Consider the following 17584-nt stretch of genomic DNA (forward strand, 5'->3'; position numbering starts at 1 on the left):
TTAACAATCGGCCCGGTTAATCGCGGTCAGGCCAGGTGTTTATTCTCCCGGAAAGGCTGGTAAACCAACCGGATAGTGCCATAAATAGCGTTTGTTTATTCACAATCAGAAACAACTGTGATGATTTTGTTGCCAGATTAAAGCATAAGGAAAATCGTACAAACCGCGCCACAACAGGCTTTTAGGATATTGCCTGGACGCGGATTCTGGCGTGGCATGATATAGATCACGCCAATGACAAGGACTCCGGAAGGCAATCATGAAAATTGGAATCACAAATAACCAGTATCCCGAGCAGCGCAATATTTTAGTTAATCCGGATAATGAATATATCAATCTGAAGAAAAGCAATCTGTTCTATTTTATTAATCCGTTACGCACCCGATTGCTTAAAAAAAATAAAATCTTTGTTTTCCAGCCGGTGCCGTTTTCCGGGGCTTCGCGGGTGGACATCCTGCATCTGTTTAATGAAGTCGCGATTACCCGCCAGAAGTGGGTGGCAAGCTTTGAAACCGAGCTGCCGCGCGTGTTACCGGTGGCGGGCGTCGCCAAGCAGGATAACCCTGAGTTGCAGCGCCTGATCCCGCACCTGTTGAAAGATAACTGTCTGGGGCTGATTGCGATCTCCGATGCCACGCTGAATATTCAGATGAAGCTGTTCAGACCTGATATTGCGCAGCAGATCCGCCGGAAAACCCTGGTGATGCATCCGCCACAAAAGCTGTTTGTGCAGCAGAAGGCACCACGCCAGCCCGGCATACTCAGGCTGACGTTCGCCGGTAATGAGTTCTACCGTAAAGGCGGCGCGGAAGTGGTGCTGGCCATCAGTGAACTGCTTGAAGAGCGCCGCATGGAAGAGTCGCAGCTGGATGTGCAGCTGATTGGCGAGCTGTCCAAGCGCCACAACGTGGCGCATCGCCAGTTCCAGGATGATGAGGCGTTCTGTCGCGGCATTGAGAACCGGATTAAACGCTATCGTTGCTTTACCCACCACGCCCGGATGGAGAATGGCGCACTGATGCAGCTGTTCCGCCAGAGTGATGCCGGACTCCTGCCGACCTGGCAGGAGACTTATGGCTTCTCGGTACTCGAGATGCAGGCCAACGGCTGCCCGGTGATCACCAGTAACGTGCGGGCGCTGCCGGAGATCAATCCCGCCAGCGCGGGCTGGGTGCTGACCAGTCCACTGAACGCTGACCGCGAATACAGCATTACCTCGCCGGATGAGAAAGCCGCACTGCGCCGCTCGCTGGTGGAGGGCCTCAAGTCGACGCTGCTGGCCATTATTGGGCGTCCTGAAATATTGCAGGAGAAGGGCGAGGCGGCCATTCAGCGTATCCGGGAGCAGCATGACACCCAGCGTTACATTGCCCGACTCAACGAAATCTACAGCCGTGGCGTGATGAATGCCACTCAACACCCTCCTGTTGTCTCAATTTAGTGAGATTTCCCTGACGGGACGCGCCAGACTGGTCATACTCAGGGAAGCGTCCCACAGGAGAACTCTTATGAAACTGCTCGTCACTCTGCTGCTGTCCGGTTTACTGGGCAGCAGCGCCTTCGCTCAGCCCGCTCCGCTTTTTCCAGCCCGCGCCCCCGTGGTTCAGCTGACGCCCGCTGCGGCCCGTTGCGATCTCTCTGCCTGCCAGTCCAACTGCTACGTTGAACAGTCTCACTGCAATACCCGTGACAACGGATCCTGCAGCACCGAGGCGCAGATGTGTGTGCAGGCCTGTGCCAGTCAATGTAAGTAATCTCTTTCAGTAAAGAACGTCTGGTTGCCGATGAAAAAGTCTGTGTTGTACGTTGTGTTGCTCGCTCTTTCTGCCCGCTGTGTTGCCGCCGATCTCTCCTCACAGCAGGTCACTTCTCTGGTCAAAGCCACGATCGAACCGCTGATGGCGCAGCAGTCGATCCCCGGCATGTCGGTGGCGGTGCTCTGCAAAGGCCGGTCGCAGTTCGTGAACTTCGGTGTGGCCGATCTCGACTCGCGCCGCCGGGTCACGGAAAACACCCTGTTTGAACTCGGTTCCGTCAGTAAAACCTTTACCGGCACGCTGGCCGGGGTGCAGATCCGCAACGGCGACATCCGCCTCAGCGATCCGGTGCAGAAGTACTGGCCGCAGCTGACCGGTGCGCAGTGGCGGCCGGTGCGGATGCTCCATCTGGCCACCTACACGGCGGGCGGCCTGCCGCTGCAGCTGCCGGATCAGGTGACCGATCAGGCGTCGCTGCTGCGCTTCTATCAGGACTGGCAGCCCGGGGCCGCGCCAGGCACGCTGCGTCAGTACTCTAACGCCAGCATCGGCCTGTTTGGCGCGCTGATGGTGAAGGGGGACTATGAGCAGGCGATGGAACGGAATGTGTTTCAGCCCCTGCGCCTGACGCGCACCTATATCACTGTGCCGCCCTCCATGATGCTTAACTACGCCTGGGGCTATAAAGAGGGTCAGCCGGTGCGGGTGTCGCCAGGGATGCTGGATGCTGAAGCTTACGGCATTAAATCGACCGCGCGTGACATGCTCACGTTTATGCAGGCGAACATCGATCCTAATCGCCTTTCCGCTGGCAATGCGGTGTTGCGGAATGCCATACGCACCGCGCAGTCGCGCTATTTCAGCGTCGGGAAGCTCTATCAGGGGCTGGGCTGGGAGATGTACGACTGGCCGGTTTCTGCCGACACCCTGATCGGCGATAGCGATAACAGTGTGGCGCTGAAAGCCCGTCCGGCGACGCAACTGACGCCCGTCGGGCCGTCGCAGCCCGCCAGCTGGGTACATAAAACCGGCGCGACCAACGGATTCGGGGCCTACATTGCGTTTATTCCCGCCGCGAACTGCGGCATCGTGATGCTGGCGAATAAAAACTATCCGAACCCGCTGCGCGTCCGGGCGGCCTGGCAGATCCTGCAGGCCCTGCAGCAGGAGAGAACGGAGTAACCGGGCCCGCAGCAGGGCCCGGTTACTCAGGGCGGCGCTTCGGCTTCCGACAGCGCCTGCGCCGCGCAGATCAGGGCCAGATGGCTCAGCCCCTGTGGCATATTGCCGCGCCAGCTCTGGGTGCGCACATCATACATCTCATTGAAAATATCGACGTTGCCGTGACCCTCCAGCGTCGTCAGGATCTCCTGCATCGCCTGGTTTGCCTGCGCCGTTTCGCCCAGCTTTGCCCAGGCCTCCACCAGCCAGAAAGCGCAGGCGAGAAAGGTACTCTCTTCCTCCCGGACGCCGCTGTAGCGGTAGAGCATGGCGCTGCCATCGCCCAGTTCCCTGCGGATAGCGTGACAGGTGGCGAGCATCCGCTGCCGGTTCACCGCGTTGCCATAGTGGTGAACCAGCGCCAGCGAGGCGTCGAGCCGATCCTCGCTGCCCGCATAAAAGAGATAAGCCTGCTGCTGTTCAGACCAGCAGTGGGACTCAATCCAGTCGCGAATACGGTCGCGCTCCCGCTGCCAGCGCCCCAGCCAGGTTGGTTCAATATGCTGGCTCTCGGCCAGGGCCACCGCCCGATCCAGCGCCATCCAGCAGGCCATTTTCGAATGGGTGTAGTGCTGCAGTTCAGGCAGCTCCCAGATCCCGCAATCTTTCTGCCGCCAGTGGTCGGCACAGCAGTTCGCCAGCTCGCCCAGCATGCGTGAGGTGGTGATATCCAGCACATGTCCCGCCTCAATAAAGTGCTGCGCAGTGACCAGCATGTCGCCATACATGCTGAGCTGCAGCTGATCGCGCGCGTTATTGCCGACCCGGACTGGCCGGGAATGGCGATAGCCCGCAAGCAGAGGATAACGCTCGGCGGGCACCTCATCGCCGTTCAGGGCATAACAGGCGCGCAGCCTGACGCCGTGGCGCATGATGGTCTGAGAGAGCCAGGAGAACGCCGCCTTACAATCCTCCAGCGCGCCGATATAGACGAAGGCTTTGATAATCAGGCAGGCGTCGCGCACCCAGGCGTAGCGGTAATCGTAATTTTTTTCGCCGCCAATCCCCTCCGGCAGTGAGGTGGTCGCCGCCGCCGCCAGCGCGCCGGTCGGCGAGTACCAGAGAAACTTCAGCGACAGGGCAGAGCGTTTTACCAGTGCCGGATAGTGTCCGTTGTAGCTCAGGTTCTCCACCCAGCTGCGCCAGCCGGTGTGGCTGATTTCGATGCGCTGGTCGATCGCCTCCAGCGGCGGCACCGCCAGTGGCTCGCTCTCGGTCACCAGCAGCGCACAGAGGGAACGGGAACCCGGCGTGGTGCGCAGTGTGGCGCAGATCTCTTCGTCGCAAAGATGGGTGATGCAGATATCGTCACTGGCACGGAACATCGTCATGATGTCGGCGATGTGAAACACCTTGCCTTTCTCATTTTCGGCCACCCACGGCGAACGGGTTTCAGCCGCGGTGCCAAAGCGCAGGGTAATGGCTAACGCCACTTCACCGCTGACGCCTTCGATACGGCGGGCCAGTTCGCACCAGGGCAGCCGACCCGCCAGCGTACTGTTAATCGATTCAGTCAGCAGCACCGTACCGCTTCCGGTCTCGAAGCGGGTCTCCAGCACGTTACTGTTGTCCCGGTAGCGACGTGACACCTGATAAGGCGCGGCCGGCACGATCTGAAAGTAGCCGCCCAGTCCGGCATCCAGCAGGCGGTCAAACAGCGGTTTCGCGTCGAGATTGGGCGCACACCACCAGTCGATTGAACCATCCGGCGCGATCAGCGCGACCGAACGGCCTTCGCCGATGGCGGCATAGTCGCCCAGCCCCGCAAAGCCATCCTCTCTGACGGGCGAATGAAAGATCGGGTTCTCCATGCGCGTTTTCCTCTGTTTTCGATAGCGGGGGATAGGCGGGATAAAAGCCGGACAAAAAAAGGGCCGCACCAGGCGGCCACTTTGGGGATTACAGGGTGCCGGTGCCGCCATCGGAGCACCAGACCTGACCGGAGGAGTAACTGCTCTCGGTCGACGCCAGGGTCACATAGAGTGGGGCGATCTCAACCGGCTGGCCCGGACGGCCCAGCGGCGCATCGGCACCAAACTGTTTAACTTTCTCCATCGGCTGACCACCGCTGGACTGCAGCGGGGTCCAGTATGGGCCAGGCGCGACCGCATTGACGCGGATACCGTCACCGCCCAGCTGCTTAGCCAGCGATTTGGTAAAGGCCACAATGCACGCTTTTGTCTGTGCATAGTCGAGCAGAATATCGCTGGGTTTAAATGCCTGCACGGACGAAGTATTAATGATGGACGCGCCGCGAGGCAGATATTCCAGTGCCGCTTTAGTGATCCAGAACATAGCATAAACGTTAGTTTTAAACGTCGCGTCGAAATCTTCTGTACTCAACGTCCGGATGGACTCATTAAATTGCTGACGACCGGCGTTATTTACCAGAATATCCAGACCGCCTAATTTATCCGCAGCCTCTTTAACCAGCTGCTGACAGAATTCTTCAGAGCGAATGTCGCCGGGAATAGCGAAAACGTTACGGCCTTCCGCTTCGATTAATTTCACCACTTCATCGGCATCCGGCTGTTCTTCCGGCAGATAGTTAATGACCACATCTGCGCCTTCACGGGCATAGGCAATCGCCACGGCGCGGCCGATACCGGAGTCACCACCGGTGATCAATGCCTTGCGGCCAGCCAGACGGCCTGTCCCGCGATAGCTGGTTTCACCGTGGTCCGGAACCGGGATCATTTTGCTGGCCAGGCCTGGCGCCTGCTGCGGCTGATCCTCAAAAGGAGGTTTTGGGAAGTCATTCACATCGAGCGTATTATTCGCTGGTGTTGTCATTGTTTGCTCCTTGAACAGAGTGATCTGAGACAGTAAGCCTGGCACAAATGTGATATTTGTCACATCTGACTGCTGATTCATTGAGCAGATAAAACCAGAGTGAATTAATAATGCAGATAAAGCGTAGACAGGAAATCGCGATTGTGGGTTGCCGTGGTCCACTATTTTTCAATGCAGGCCACGATTATTTAAAGCGAAGCGTAAAACCGGCGGGAAATTATTTCAGCGCGGTAACGTGCCGGTGAAAAATAAAAAGAAGGGCGCCTATGCGCCCCGGACAGAACCGCGCCAGACAACATCGACCGGATATATTCTTCGCTCCTGATGCTGTTCGCTTTTCGGTATCAGTGCGTCCGGCTGTGCTTCCGTTTCCACCAGCCAGCGGATGGCGTCACGGGCAAACTGCTCGACCGGCTGCGCAAAAGTGGTGAGGTTGTAGGAGGCCCAGCCCGACTGGGGAATATTGTCGTGTCCGATGATGCAGAGGTCCTGCGGGATACGCAGCGCGAAGCGGTGCCGCGCCTCATCCATAAACCCGCAGGCGAGCAGGTCGGTGGCGCAGTAAACCGCGTCCGGGCGCACGTTGCGCGTCAGCAGGCGCTGCGCCAGAATCTGTCCGCTCTCATAGGAGGTCGAGCCGAACCGCTCCACATGAACGGTTACGTCTGCGCGCTGCGCGGCCGCCAGGAAATCCGCTTCACGTTTCTGCAGGCTCGGGGTGCCCGCCAGCGAATTAACAAAGGCGATGCGGCTGCACCCGGCGCGCACAAAGGCATTGACGGCCATCTCTGCGGCCGGGCGGGAGTCGAGATTGATGTTCAGCGTGCCGGGCAGGGACTCATCGCGGTTGATCAGCACCAGATGCTGGCCGTGCTTATAGCAGAGGCGGGTGATGGCGCTGTCCGGCATCCCGGAGAGAATGACAGAGGCGTCGGCGCGAAAATTAATCGCCTGCTGCAACGCCGCCGAAACCCGCGCATCTGAACGGTCGGTGTTGATCAGCATCGCCACCTTTCCCGCCTCCTGCAGATACTGCGTCATCCAGCGCACCAGGCTGGCACGATAGGGGGTATCTACTTCGGAGGCGATTAAGCAGACAATGCCGCTGCGATGACTGACCAGGCCGCGCGCCAGATGATTAACGTGATAACCCAGCTCTTCTGCCGCCTTCATCACCCGCTGACGGGTGGTTTCCGACACGCTGGCGCCCGGTGTAAAGGTGCGTGACACCGCGGATCGGGAGACACCCGCCCGCTCCGCCACATCCTGGGCGCTGACGACCGTCTTCAGCTGCTGCATCTTCTTCTCCTTATCCCGTGAGGGCCCGCAGTGAGTCTGCCTGAAATTGCAAAGCTGTGCAAAAGATAACGATGCGCTGAATGTTTCAAATTTGTGACAGAACCTGACAATTGCGGGATAACTGAATTGACAGCCAGACAGGGCGGCCGTACTAATTGCACACATGTGCAAAAGGTGGCGACTCTGCGTCATCCGGCCCCTCAGGAGAACATCATGCGTTATTCCTCTCTGCTTGCTGCTGTTATTGTCAGTTGCCCGGCCGAGCCCTTTGCCGCTGCGGCAGCGGGCAATCTGAATATGATCTGTTCTGCGGATGTGGTGGTATGCGAACAGATGACGACGCTGTTCAGCCAGTCTCATCCCGATATCAGAGTCAGCATGGTGCGACTCTCCGCCGGTGAGGCTTATGCCCGTATCCGCAGCGAAGCGCGGAATCCCCGCACCGATATCTGGTGGGCCGGTACCGGCGACCCGCATATGCAGGCCGCAGAAGAGGGCCTGACGCAGGCTTACCACTCGCCGCTGCTCGACCAGCAGCAGCCCTGGTCGCAGAAGGTGGCAGAGATCTCCGGCTATCGCACCGTCGGCGTCTATGCCGGCGCGCTGGGCTGGGGCTACAACACGAAACTGCTGGCGGAGAAAAAGCAGAAGGTTCCGGCCTGCTGGGCGGACCTGCTCGATCCCGCTTTCAAAGGCGAAATTCAGATCGCCAATCCGAACTCCTCCGGCACGGCTTACAACACCCTGGCAACGCTGGTTCAGATTATGGGCGAAGACCAGGCCTTTGACTATCTGAAGAAGCTGAATGCCAACATCTCCCAGTACACCAAGTCCGGCTCGGCACCGGTCAAAGCCGCCGCGCGCGGCGAAACCACCATCGGCATCGTTTTTATGCACGATGCCGTCGCCATGCAGGTGGATGGCTTCCCGATTAAGCCCGTTGCCCCCTGCGAGGGCACCGGCTATGAGATTGGCTCGATGTCGATCATCAAAGGGGCCCGCAACCTGACCAACGCCAGAAGCTGGTATGACTGGGCATTGAGTGCTGAGGCGCAGTCGCACATGAAAGAGGCGAAATCGTTCCAGCTGCCCTCCAACCGCCAGGCGGCGATCTCTGAATACGCGCCGCGCTTCGAGAACATCAAGCTGATCGATTATGACTTCAAAACCTACGGTGACGCGGCAAAACGCAAGGCGCTGCTGGGTCGCTGGGATAAAGAGATCGGTGCCCGCGCGCAGTAACGGTGGTGTGCGCCTGGCTGCCTGAGCCGGGCCTGTACCAGACCGCGGTGGCGCAAGCCTGATGTCCGCTTCCTGAACGAGGTGATTTATGAATGCGCACAATCGTCGCTTAACCGGTGTGCTGCTGGCGGGAGTCGTCGCGCTGACGCTGCTGCCCTGGTACAGTCTGGAGCAGGGCTTTTTCAGCGTTGACGGGATCTTCAGCCTGTGGCGCGATGAGAACAGCCCCCCTGCGCTGGGCCAGCTTGCGTTACGCCCCTGGCTCAGCGTCGTCGTGGCGCTCTGGCTGCTCGCGGCGGCCTGCCGCTTTCTGCCCTTCGGCCGAACCCGCAGTACGCTGCTTCTGTTGTTCAGCCTCACGGGCATCCTGTTTCTGGTGCTGGAAGGGCATGCCATCGGCTTCAGCGGCTGGAACTGGCTCTGGCTGGATCAGCTTGCGGGGCCGCTGGCGCAGGGGCAACCGGCGATGGGGGCAGGCGCACTGCTGCTGCTGACCCTGTTTCTGCTGATCTTCGCCTTTGCACTGGCCGAGCGCGGCGTGCTGAAAGGCGATGCCTTTGTGGTGGCGTCGATTGTACTGCTGGTGGCGCTGGTCACCACCTTTGTGATCTATCCGGTTCTGAGTCTGTTTGTCGCCTCAGTGCAGGATGTTGATGGCAGCTTTAAGCCTGACGGACTGCTGGCGAATCTGCAGGATCCGGCCATCTGGAGCCTTGGCTGCTTCACCGGCGGCAGTTGCGGCACCGCCTGGCGTACGCTGGGACTGGCCCTGATGACGGCCAGCGGATCCACTCTGCTGGGGCTGGCATTTGCGCTGGCGGCTACCCGCACGCCGCTGCCGTGCAAAAAGGCGCTGCGGATGCTGACCATTCTGCCGATTATCACGCCGCCGTTTGTCATCGGGCTGGCGCTGATCCTGCTGTTTGGCCGCTCCGGGGTGGTGACGGAATCGCTGGCGACGCTGTTCGGCATCGAGCCGGGCCGCTGGCTCTATGGCATGACCGGCATCTGGATCGCCCAGGTGCTCTCTTTTACGCCCGTTGCGTTTCTGGTGCTGATTGGTGTGGTGGAGGGGATCTCGCCTTCGCTGGAAGAGGCGTCACAGACTCTGCGCGCCAGCCGCTGGCGTACCTTCTCCCGCATCTCGCTGCCGCTGATGGCACCCGGTCTGGCCAACGCCTTTCTCATCAGTTTTATCGAAAGCATGGCCGATTTTGGTAACCCGATGGTGCTGGGCGGCAGTCACGGCGTACTCTCGACAGAGATCTTCTTTTCGGTGGTCGGCGCTCAGAACGATCCCAGCCGCGCCGCGGTGCTGGCGATGATCCTGCTGACTTTCACGCTGTTCGCCTTCCTGGTTCAGCGCGTCTGGCTTTCCGGCAAGAGTTTTGCCACCGTGACCGGGAAAGGTGACGGCGGCCGTCACGCCCGGCTGCCACGTCCGGTGCGCTACGGCGTCTACGGCATGGTGATCCCCTGGGGCCTCTTCACGCTGGTGATCTACGGCATGATTATGGTCGGCGGCTTTGTGCAGTCCTGGGGGCTGAATAATGCGCTGACGCTGGATCACTATATCCGGGCCTTCAGCGTCACTATTGAGCAGGGCACGCTGGTCTGGCGCGGCGTCGCCTGGAATTCATTCTGGACCACGCTGGAGATTGCGCTGATCGCCGCGCCGCTGACGGCCATCGTGGGCCTGCTGACCGCCTGGCTGATTGTGCGGCAGAAGTTTGCCGGTCGTCAGACCTTTGAATTTATGCTGATGCTGAGCTTTGCCATTCCCGGCACGGTAATTGGCGTGAGTTATGTGATGGCCTATAACCTGCCGCCGCTGGAGATCACCGGCACGGCGACTATCCTGATCGCCTGCTTTGTCTTCCGCAACATGCCGGTGGGTGTCCGTGGCGGCATCGCAGCCATGAGCCAGCTCGATAAAAGCCTGGATGAAGCCTCCCTGACGCTGGGCGCAGACAGTTTCCGTACGCTGCGCAAAGTGGTGCTGCCGCTGCTAAAACCGGCCATCAGTGCGGCGCTGGTTTATGCCTTTGTGCGGGCCATCACCTCGATCAGCGCGGTGATCTTCCTGGTCAGCGCGCAGTACAACATGGCGACCTCTTATATCGTCGGCCTGGTGGAGAACGGAGAGTATGGCGTGGCGATTGCCTACTCCTCTGTCCTGATCGTGGTAATGCTTCTGATCATCGGCCTCTTCCAGCTTCTGGTGGGCGAACGCCGCCTGCGCCGCGCAACCCGACCGGCGGTCATCACTGCCGCACCCTCTGCATCCAACCTGACTCAGGAGAGAGCCGTATGACGACCATTCAAGCTGGTTCGGTGGTTTTTGAGCATGTGACCAAACATTTTGACGGCTTCACGGCGCTGCCGGATCTGTCGCTCAGCGTGGAGCCGGGTACGCTGGTGACGCTGCTCGGCCCCTCCGGCTGCGGCAAAACCACCACGCTACGGCTGCTGGCCGGGCTGGAACATCCCACCTCGGGCCGGATCCTGATAGGCGGCAAAGATGTCACCCATCTGCCCGCCAACCAGCGTGACGTGGCGATGGTCTTCCAGTCCTATGCGCTGTTTCCGCACATGAACGCCCTCGACAATATTCTCTATGGCCTGCTGTCGTCGGGCATGAACAAACGTGAAGCGCAGGAAAGGGCGCACGAAGGGCTGAAGCTGGTGGGACTCGACAGCCAGGGGCAGCGGCTGCCGTCGGAACTCTCCGGTGGACAGCAGCAGCGTATTGCGGTAGCGCGTGCGCTGGTGCTGGAGCCGCAGGTGCTGCTGCTCGATGAGCCGCTGTCGAACCTGGATGAGCGTCTGCGCCGTCGGGTGCGCACCGATATTCGCGATTTGCAGCAGCGGATCGGCTTTACCGCCGTCTATGTCACCCACGATCAGGAGGAGGCGCTGGCCGTCTCCGATAAGATTATTGTCATGAAAGAGGGGGATATTGCTCAGCAGGGCGCGCCGGAGACGCTTTATCACGCACCTGACTCGGTCTTTATCGCTGACTTTATGGGGGAGGCCAACATTCTGCCCTGTGAAGTGGTACAGGCCGATACAGAGGAGGCACTGATTCGCCTCGGCACTCAGCAATTTCGGGTACAGAGCTCCTCTGCCCGGACCGGGCTTGCGCAGCTGGCCGTGCGACCGCAGTTTATCACGCTGTCGGAGGCGGGCCACGGCGCATTGCAGGGGGAGGTGATCCACAGCACCTGGCTGGGCGACCACATCGAATATGAGGTGGCGACCGAGCTGGGCGCACTGTTCATTATCGATCCGCTGATGGCGCAGCGTCTGCCGCTCGCGGCCCGGGTCGGTATCCACTTCAAGCCTCAGGGCCTTGCCCTGATTGCCCGTTAATCTGATGAAATCCGGGAGTTCGTATGCAAACGCACGAAATCATGACGCGACTGGCCCTGGCTGAAGCCGTGGCGCGCGAAGGGGGCGCGACTGCCTTATCCTGGTTTCACCGCCGGGAGACGCTGGTGGTGGAGACCAAATATGATCTGCAGGATGTTGTCTCAATTGCTGACCGTGACGTGGAGCAGCTGATCGCCAGCCGCATCCGTGACGCCTTTCCCGACGATGGCTTTCTGGGTGAAGAGTCGGGCCTGCAGCCGGGACAATCTGACTATACCTGGGTGGTTGACCCGATCGATGGCACCAGCCCGTTTCTCAACGGGATGCCGAGCTGGTGTGTGTCGGTTGCAGTGCTGCGCGGCGATGAACCGGTTATCGGCGTGATCTTCGCGCCCACCTATCAGGAGTGCTATGTGGCGGCGCTGGGGCAGGGAGCAACCCTGAACGGACGCCCGCTGGCCGTCGATCCCTCACGGACGCTGCAGAATCATGTCACCGGGTTTGGTGCCAACAGCCATGTGACGCCGCAGCAGGTGGGCGAAATAGTGGCGGCGCTGCTGACGGCGGGCGGTAACTTTATCCGTATCGGATCGGGTGCGCTGATGCTCGCCTGGGTGGCTGCAGGCCGCGTAGTCGGTTATTACGAACCTTACATGCACGCCTGGGATTGTCTGGCGGGGTACTGCCTGGTAAAAGAGGCGGGCGGCTGGGTTCATCCGTTTAACACTGAGGGTGACCGCCTCACCCGAGGGGCGCAGGTGCTGGCCGTAGCACCGGGTGCCGAGGCCGATCTGCGCCATATTGCGGGCCTCTGACCTACGGTGACGCTGTCACGCTGGCGTTCTGCCCGTCAGCGTGACAGCGTTTTTATCAGGTAATGGCGCTGCATCCCCTCATGCGGAAAGTCGGGCAGTGACATCTGTAACGCATAACCCTGTTTCTGATAGAACGGCAGGGCCTGAAAACTGAAGGTATCGACCAGCGCAAACCGTGACCCCATTCTGACCGCTTCCTGTTCTGCCGCATTTATCAGCGCGCTGCCTGTGCCGTGACGCCGCTGCGTTTCGTCTACCCAGAGATAATCGATACAGAGCCAGTTGCCTTTCCGTGACGCTATGAGGCCTCCGCGCAGCGTTCCCTGCGGATCATGGCAGGCAACCGACAGCGGCCCCCAGTTATCTCGCTGGATAAACGTCTGGTTATACGCGCCCAGACCGATCAGCAGGGCTTCCCGGTCGTCATCGTTCATCTCGTGGGTAAGGGTCAATGTCTGCATCCTGCTCCTCTTTAATCCGTTAGTAAATCCCGGAATATCCGCTGCAAGGGATAAATCGCCCGTTATCCCCGGAAGGGTATAAAGTTGTATTTATCCTCTTATGGGGATAAAGTGTCATTTATACCCTGTCAGGGATAAGACGACTGCGCTATGCTTGTCGTCTGCTTTCCGGAGGAGCGCCCCATGATATACAGCCCGCTTCAGCTGGCAAACCGGCTGAAACTGATCCGCCAGCGCAATGGCTGGACCCAGAGTGAACTGGCAAAAAAGGTCGGCCTGAAACAGGCCACCATTTCCCACTTTGAAAATGCGCCTGACAACACCTCACTGGCCACGCTGTTTAAACTGTTGCAGTCGCTGGAACTGAGTCTGGATGTGCAGGAAAAAGCGGCGGCGGCAACGCCACAGATTGATGATGAGGATGCGTGGTAATGCAGAGGCTGATAGCGTGGATGAACGGCGAGCGGGTGGGTGTACTGACCCGACATCGCAACGGCGCGCATGAGTTTCAGTATGATACCGGCTGGCTGAGTAATCCGCTCTCCAGGCCGCTGTCACTCTCGCTGCCACTGCAGGTCCGGGCGATCACTTCCCCTGCGGTCATCAATTTTTTCGATAACCTGCTGCCGGACAGTCCGCTGATTCGCGACAGAATCGTAGCGCGTTATCAGATAAAATCGCGTCAGCCGTTCGATCTGCTGCAGGAGATCGGCCGCGACAGCGTTGGCGCAACCATGCTGCTGCCGCCCGATATGCCGCTGCCCGCGCTGCACGCCCGCTACGAAGTGCTGGATGAAACCCGCCTCGAAAGCGTCCTGTCGGCCTATCAGTCAGATATCCCGCTGGGGATGCTGCGGGAAGAGACCGATTTCCGTATCTCGGTGGCGGGTGCGCAGGAAAAGACCGCGCTGCTGCTGACCGATGAGGGCTGGAGCATTCCAGCCGGCGCCACGCCTACCTCCCACATTATCAAGCTGCCGATTGGGGAGATTAAACAGCCTGCCGCCACGCTCGATATGCGCGAAAGCGTAGAGAATGAGTATCTCTGTCTGGCACTGGCCCGCGCACTCGGTATCGATGTGCCGCAGGCCACAATAATCCAGGCCGGCAGGATGCGCGCCCTGGCCGTCGAACGTTTCGATCGCCGCTGGTCACGCGATAAAACCCGTCTGATTCGCCTGCCGCAGGAGGATTTCTGTCAGGCGCTGGGGCTGCCATCCTCGACCAAATATGAGTCGGACGGCGGGCCGGGGATTACGGAGATCATGCAGATACTGATGGGGTCGAGTAACGCTATTGAGGATCGCTACCGGTTTATGCAGTTTCAGGTGTTTCAGTGGCTGACAGGCGCAACCGATGGCCACGCCAAGAACTTCTCCCTGTTTATTGAGCGCGGCGGCAGCTACCGCCTGACCCCCTTCTATGATCTCATCTCCGCCTATCCGGTACTGGGTGGCACGGGTCTGAACAGGCGCGCCCTGAAACTGGCGATGGGGCTGCGCGCCAGCCGGGGCCGGAAAACGGAGATCGACAAAATCTTCCCGCGTCATTTTATCAATACGGCCAGAAGCGTCAGTTTCGATACGGACAGTCTGCAGCAGATTTTTGATTTCTTTGTCCGGGCCTTTCCTCAGGCCGTTGTGGCGGTGCGCGATACACTGCCGTCCGGTTTCCCGCAGCATATCGCCGACGCCATTTTCAGCCACTCCCTGATTATGCTGGAGCGGCTGCGGCATCAGGCGTAGTCTCAGACATCACCGGCAATATGGGCCCATTCTGAAAGCACTGTCCGGGTGCCCGTGGCTCAGCCGCTGTCGTCTATGCTTAGCAGACAGGGTCAACAAGGGAGTCAGCTATGAAATGTCCGGGATGTGAAGGAGAGGCGTTCGTTTACGCCACGCGTGATGTCAGCCTGAATACGGGCAATCCGGCAGATGTGGTACCGGATGTGAAGGGCGATCACTGCATCCGCTGCGGGGCGGTGATTATGACCGCCGGGACAGCCGGGCAGTATCCCGAAAAGGCTGAAGCACTGGAGAATGGTGGCATTCCCGTCAGATAACAGCGTAAGCCCGCCGATTGCGGGCTTTTTTACGATCCCGTCCGCCAGCTCAGGTTTTGTGTCACTATTTCAGCAAAAAAAAGCCTGCACGAGGCAGGCAAAATCGTATCGCAGGTAAGTCATCTTTTGTGCACACCCACGCAGTTGCAGTGTGCGGGTGGCAGCATACGCGACCAACCTTAAGATTAGCCTGGGAACAGACGCACACACAGAATCTGAAGGGGAAAGAAGGGGGATTGTTTGCCGTTCGCAGGCCGTTCAGGAAGCTGTTCACCGCAGGATAAAAAGGCGTTATCAGGCTGGTAATAATTTGTAAAATTTAACTGAGAGTAAAACGCTGGCGCTTCTGTCAGGATACGCGCCTCAGAAAGCTCCTGGCTGCCCTCATTCGATGAAATGGTTTACCAAAAACGCGGTTTTGTTTGCCTGCAAAACCTCCCTTGCCGCGTTTATCGCACTCTCTGTCGCACTGATCCTGAACTTTGAAAAACCGGCCTGGGCGCTGACGACCGTCTTTGTCACCTCACAGCTTTATGCCGCCTCGACCATCTCAAAATCGCTGTTTCGGCTGCTGGGCACGCTGCTGGGCGGCACCTTTATTCTGCTGATCTATCCCGAAACGGTGCAGTCACCGGTGCTGTTCAGCCTGTGCGTCTCACTGTGGGTGACGGTTTGCCTCTGGCTCTCGCTGCATGACCGCACACCGAAGAGCTATATCTTTATGCTGGCGGGTTACAGCGCGGCGATTATGGGCTTTCCCGATGTTGATACGCCGTCAGCGATTATTAATACGGTGATTTCACGGATCGAAGAGATCACGCTGGGGATCCTCTGCAGTACGCTGATTCACCGGCTGCTGTTCCCGGTTTCCATGCACCATCTGCTGGGGCAGAGCGTCAATCACTGGTTCCTGAACGCCCGCAGACTGTGTGACGAACTGATTAGCGGGATGGCGAAGAACAAATCGCTGGAGCGGGAAGATATCCTGATTCAGATGGCTGGCTATCCGCTTAACGTCGAAACGCTGCTGACGCACTGCGTCTATGAGGGCGAGGCCGCCCGAAACGTCATTCGTCTGGTCAGCGTGCAGTATCAGCATCTGACCTATCTGCTGCCAACCCTGACCGCCATTGAGTCACGGCTGGGCGTACTGGCTGAACTGAACATCCGCTTTCCGCCGTGCGTCACCGATGCCTTTCAGCAGTTTCTGTTGTGGCTGCATCATGACCGGGTTAACGATATTAACGGACTGCGGGAAGCGATTGCGGCCACACAGGAGACGCTGGAGCAGGCCTGGCGGGCAGGGGAGCTGGCAACCGAAGAGAGTCTGCTGCTGATAGGGCTGCTGGAACGGATGGCAAACTTTGTGCGTATTGCCGATGCCTATGAGAACGTCAGCGCGCGCGCCGGGGATCTCTACAGTCACGGCGACGGATCCGCGATCCGCAATATCCGGGAGCACCGGCATATCGACAAAGGGCTGCTGCGATTGTCGGCGCTGACCGCTTTTCTCGCGACCTTTCTCTCCAGCCTGTTCTGGATTGGCAGTGGCTGGGCGGATGGCGCGAATGCGCCGCTAATGGCGGCGATTATCAGCTCCTTTTTCGCGGGCGTCGATTCTCCGGTAACGCCGATGAAGCTGTTCGTCAAAGGGGTGATGATTGCGCTGGTGGTCAGTCTGTTTTATATCGCGTTTCTGATCCCGCAGGCCAACACGCTGCAGGCGCTGATGATCTGTCTGCTGCCGGGTCTGATGCTGCTGAGTCTGCTTATCGCCAATCCGGCGACCAATCTGATCGGGCTGAGTGTCGCGATTCAGATCCCGGGCTTTATCGGGCTGAGCCATCACTACGTGCCGAACCTGATCGTGACGCTCAACGCGGCCATCTCTTCAATGACAGGGATTCTGTTTGCGGTCGTGCTGACGGCGTTGATCCGCAATAAACGGCCGTCATGGATTGCCCGACGCGCGGTGCAGCGGGGGCTGCGTGATTTGCTGGGCTTTACCAAACTGGTGGAGCGCAATTCCGCGACGCTGCTTTCCCGGCAGCAATTTATTGCGCGGATGCTCGACAGGGTAAACATCATCCTGCCGCGAAAACGGCTCGATCCGGTGCCCGATATCGTGGTGGGAGGGTATCTGATTACCGAAACCTGGCTGGGCGCAAACTGTTATGACTATTATGCGCGTTACCGTGAGGTTCTGGAGAGGCACGGTATTGAAAGCGGACAGATGTTTCATGAGCTGGCGCTCTATCTGAAGCGCAAAATGAAGTCGCTACAGCTCGCGCCGCATCAGGATCTGCTGGAGGAGCTGGACCTGCTGCTGCTTCGGCTGGAGCGCATCGCCCGGCAGGAGAGTGAGGCCGTTGCACCGCTGATCCATCTGTTTAATATCCGGGTGTCACTGTTTCCACATCAGCGCTGGCCGGAGTAAGGGCTGGTGGGCATATAGTAAAGGCTGATAGTATAAAGAATAGACTATTTTAGTTACATCATACATTAAATCTTATTTGATAAACCTGTCTGACATCGTGCCTGCCTGATCAGGTTTGGCAGCGA

Annotated in this window: 15 protein-coding genes; 11 read left to right on the forward strand and 4 right to left on the reverse strand. The window is 59.0% G+C overall.

The window, feature by feature from the left end:
* The first annotated feature begins 259 nt into the window (after positions 1 to 259).
* From ACNY69_RS09385 to ampC, 3 genes are all read left to right on the forward strand, one after another.
* Entirely contained in the window at positions 260 to 1441 is a 1182-nt protein-coding gene (locus ACNY69_RS09385; RefSeq protein WP_418798068.1) for a glycosyltransferase, read from the forward strand.
* A 67-nt stretch (positions 1442 to 1508) separates the two neighbouring features.
* Positions 1509 to 1754, forward strand: coding sequence for a hypothetical protein (locus ACNY69_RS09390; protein WP_111140515.1), 246 nt, complete (start codon positions 1509 to 1511; stop codon positions 1752 to 1754).
* Positions 1755 to 1784: 30 nt separating this feature from the next.
* Positions 1785 to 2939 (forward strand): class C beta-lactamase, encoded by a 1155-nt coding sequence (ampC, locus tag ACNY69_RS09395; RefSeq protein WP_111140514.1) that lies wholly within the window; start codon positions 1785 to 1787, stop codon positions 2937 to 2939.
* Positions 2940 to 2965: 26 nt separating this feature from the next.
* On the opposite strand, the gene ACNY69_RS09400 is transcribed toward ampC, so the two are convergent.
* The 3 genes from ACNY69_RS09400 to ACNY69_RS09410 form a co-directional block, all read right to left on the reverse strand.
* On the reverse strand, positions 2966 to 4789 hold the full coding sequence (locus tag ACNY69_RS09400; protein ID WP_418798071.1) for a glycoside hydrolase family 15 protein: 1824 nt from the start codon (positions 4787 to 4789) through the stop codon (positions 2966 to 2968).
* A gap of 88 nt (positions 4790 to 4877) precedes the next feature.
* On the reverse strand, positions 4878 to 5771 hold the full coding sequence (locus ACNY69_RS09405; RefSeq protein WP_418798073.1) for an SDR family oxidoreductase: 894 nt from the start codon (positions 5769 to 5771) through the stop codon (positions 4878 to 4880).
* 264 nt (positions 5772 to 6035) lie between these two features.
* Positions 6036 to 7070 carry a LacI family DNA-binding transcriptional regulator gene (locus tag ACNY69_RS09410; RefSeq protein ID WP_111140511.1) on the reverse strand — a complete coding sequence of 345 codons (1035 nt, stop codon included), beginning with the start codon at positions 7068 to 7070 and terminating at the stop codon, positions 6036 to 6038.
* 213 nt (positions 7071 to 7283) lie between these two features.
* On the opposite strand from ACNY69_RS09410, the gene ACNY69_RS09415 reads away from it, so the two are divergent.
* The 4 genes from ACNY69_RS09415 (at position 7284) to ACNY69_RS09430 (ending at position 12499) form a co-directional block, all read left to right on the forward strand.
* Complete coding sequence (locus ACNY69_RS09415; protein WP_418798076.1) at positions 7284 to 8312, forward strand: ABC transporter substrate-binding protein; 1029 nt, start codon at positions 7284 to 7286, stop codon at positions 8310 to 8312.
* A gap of 88 nt (positions 8313 to 8400) precedes the next feature.
* A complete protein-coding gene (locus ACNY69_RS09420) occupies positions 8401 to 10626 on the forward strand; it encodes an ABC transporter permease (RefSeq protein WP_418798078.1) in 2226 nt (741 codons plus the stop codon).
* Positions 10623 to 11684, forward strand: a complete 1062-nt coding sequence (locus ACNY69_RS09425) for an ABC transporter ATP-binding protein (protein WP_111140508.1) — start codon at positions 10623 to 10625, stop codon at positions 11682 to 11684. The genes ACNY69_RS09420 and ACNY69_RS09425 overlap by 4 nt, the downstream gene beginning before the upstream one ends.
* Positions 11685 to 11707: 23 nt before the next feature.
* Entirely contained in the window at positions 11708 to 12499 is a 792-nt protein-coding gene (locus tag ACNY69_RS09430) for an inositol monophosphatase family protein (protein ID WP_111140507.1), read from the forward strand.
* Positions 12500 to 12534: 35 nt separating this feature from the next.
* Here the strand turns inward: ACNY69_RS09430 and ACNY69_RS09435 are convergent, their stop codons facing one another.
* Complete coding sequence (locus ACNY69_RS09435) at positions 12535 to 12960, reverse strand: GNAT family N-acetyltransferase (RefSeq protein WP_418798080.1); 426 nt, start codon at positions 12958 to 12960, stop codon at positions 12535 to 12537.
* A gap of 183 nt (positions 12961 to 13143) precedes the next feature.
* On the opposite strand from ACNY69_RS09435, the gene hipB reads away from it, so the two are divergent.
* The 4 genes from hipB (at position 13144) to ACNY69_RS09455 (ending at position 17459) form a co-directional block, all read left to right on the forward strand.
* On the forward strand, positions 13144 to 13392 hold the full coding sequence (gene hipB / locus ACNY69_RS09440) for a type II toxin-antitoxin system antitoxin HipB (RefSeq protein ID WP_111140505.1): 249 nt from the start codon (positions 13144 to 13146) through the stop codon (positions 13390 to 13392).
* Positions 13392 to 14705: a type II toxin-antitoxin system HipA family toxin gene (locus ACNY69_RS09445; RefSeq protein ID WP_418798084.1), complete on the forward strand. Its 1314-nt coding sequence runs from the start codon at positions 13392 to 13394 to the stop codon at positions 14703 to 14705. The genes hipB and ACNY69_RS09445 overlap by 1 nt, the downstream gene beginning before the upstream one ends.
* A 110-nt stretch (positions 14706 to 14815) precedes the next feature.
* Positions 14816 to 15022: a type II toxin-antitoxin system MqsA family antitoxin gene (locus ACNY69_RS09450; protein WP_111140503.1), complete on the forward strand. Its 207-nt coding sequence runs from the start codon at positions 14816 to 14818 to the stop codon at positions 15020 to 15022.
* Positions 15023 to 15413: 391 nt separating this feature from the next.
* Positions 15414 to 17459 carry an FUSC family protein gene (locus ACNY69_RS09455; protein ID WP_293770042.1) on the forward strand — a complete coding sequence of 682 codons (2046 nt, stop codon included), beginning with the start codon at positions 15414 to 15416 and terminating at the stop codon, positions 17457 to 17459.
* The last annotated feature ends 125 nt before the right edge of the window (positions 17460 to 17584 follow it).

Origin of the sequence: Pantoea graminicola (genome assembly GCF_048452665.1) — a bacterium.
Taxonomy (GTDB): Bacteria; Pseudomonadota; Gammaproteobacteria; order Enterobacterales; family Enterobacteriaceae; genus Pantoea.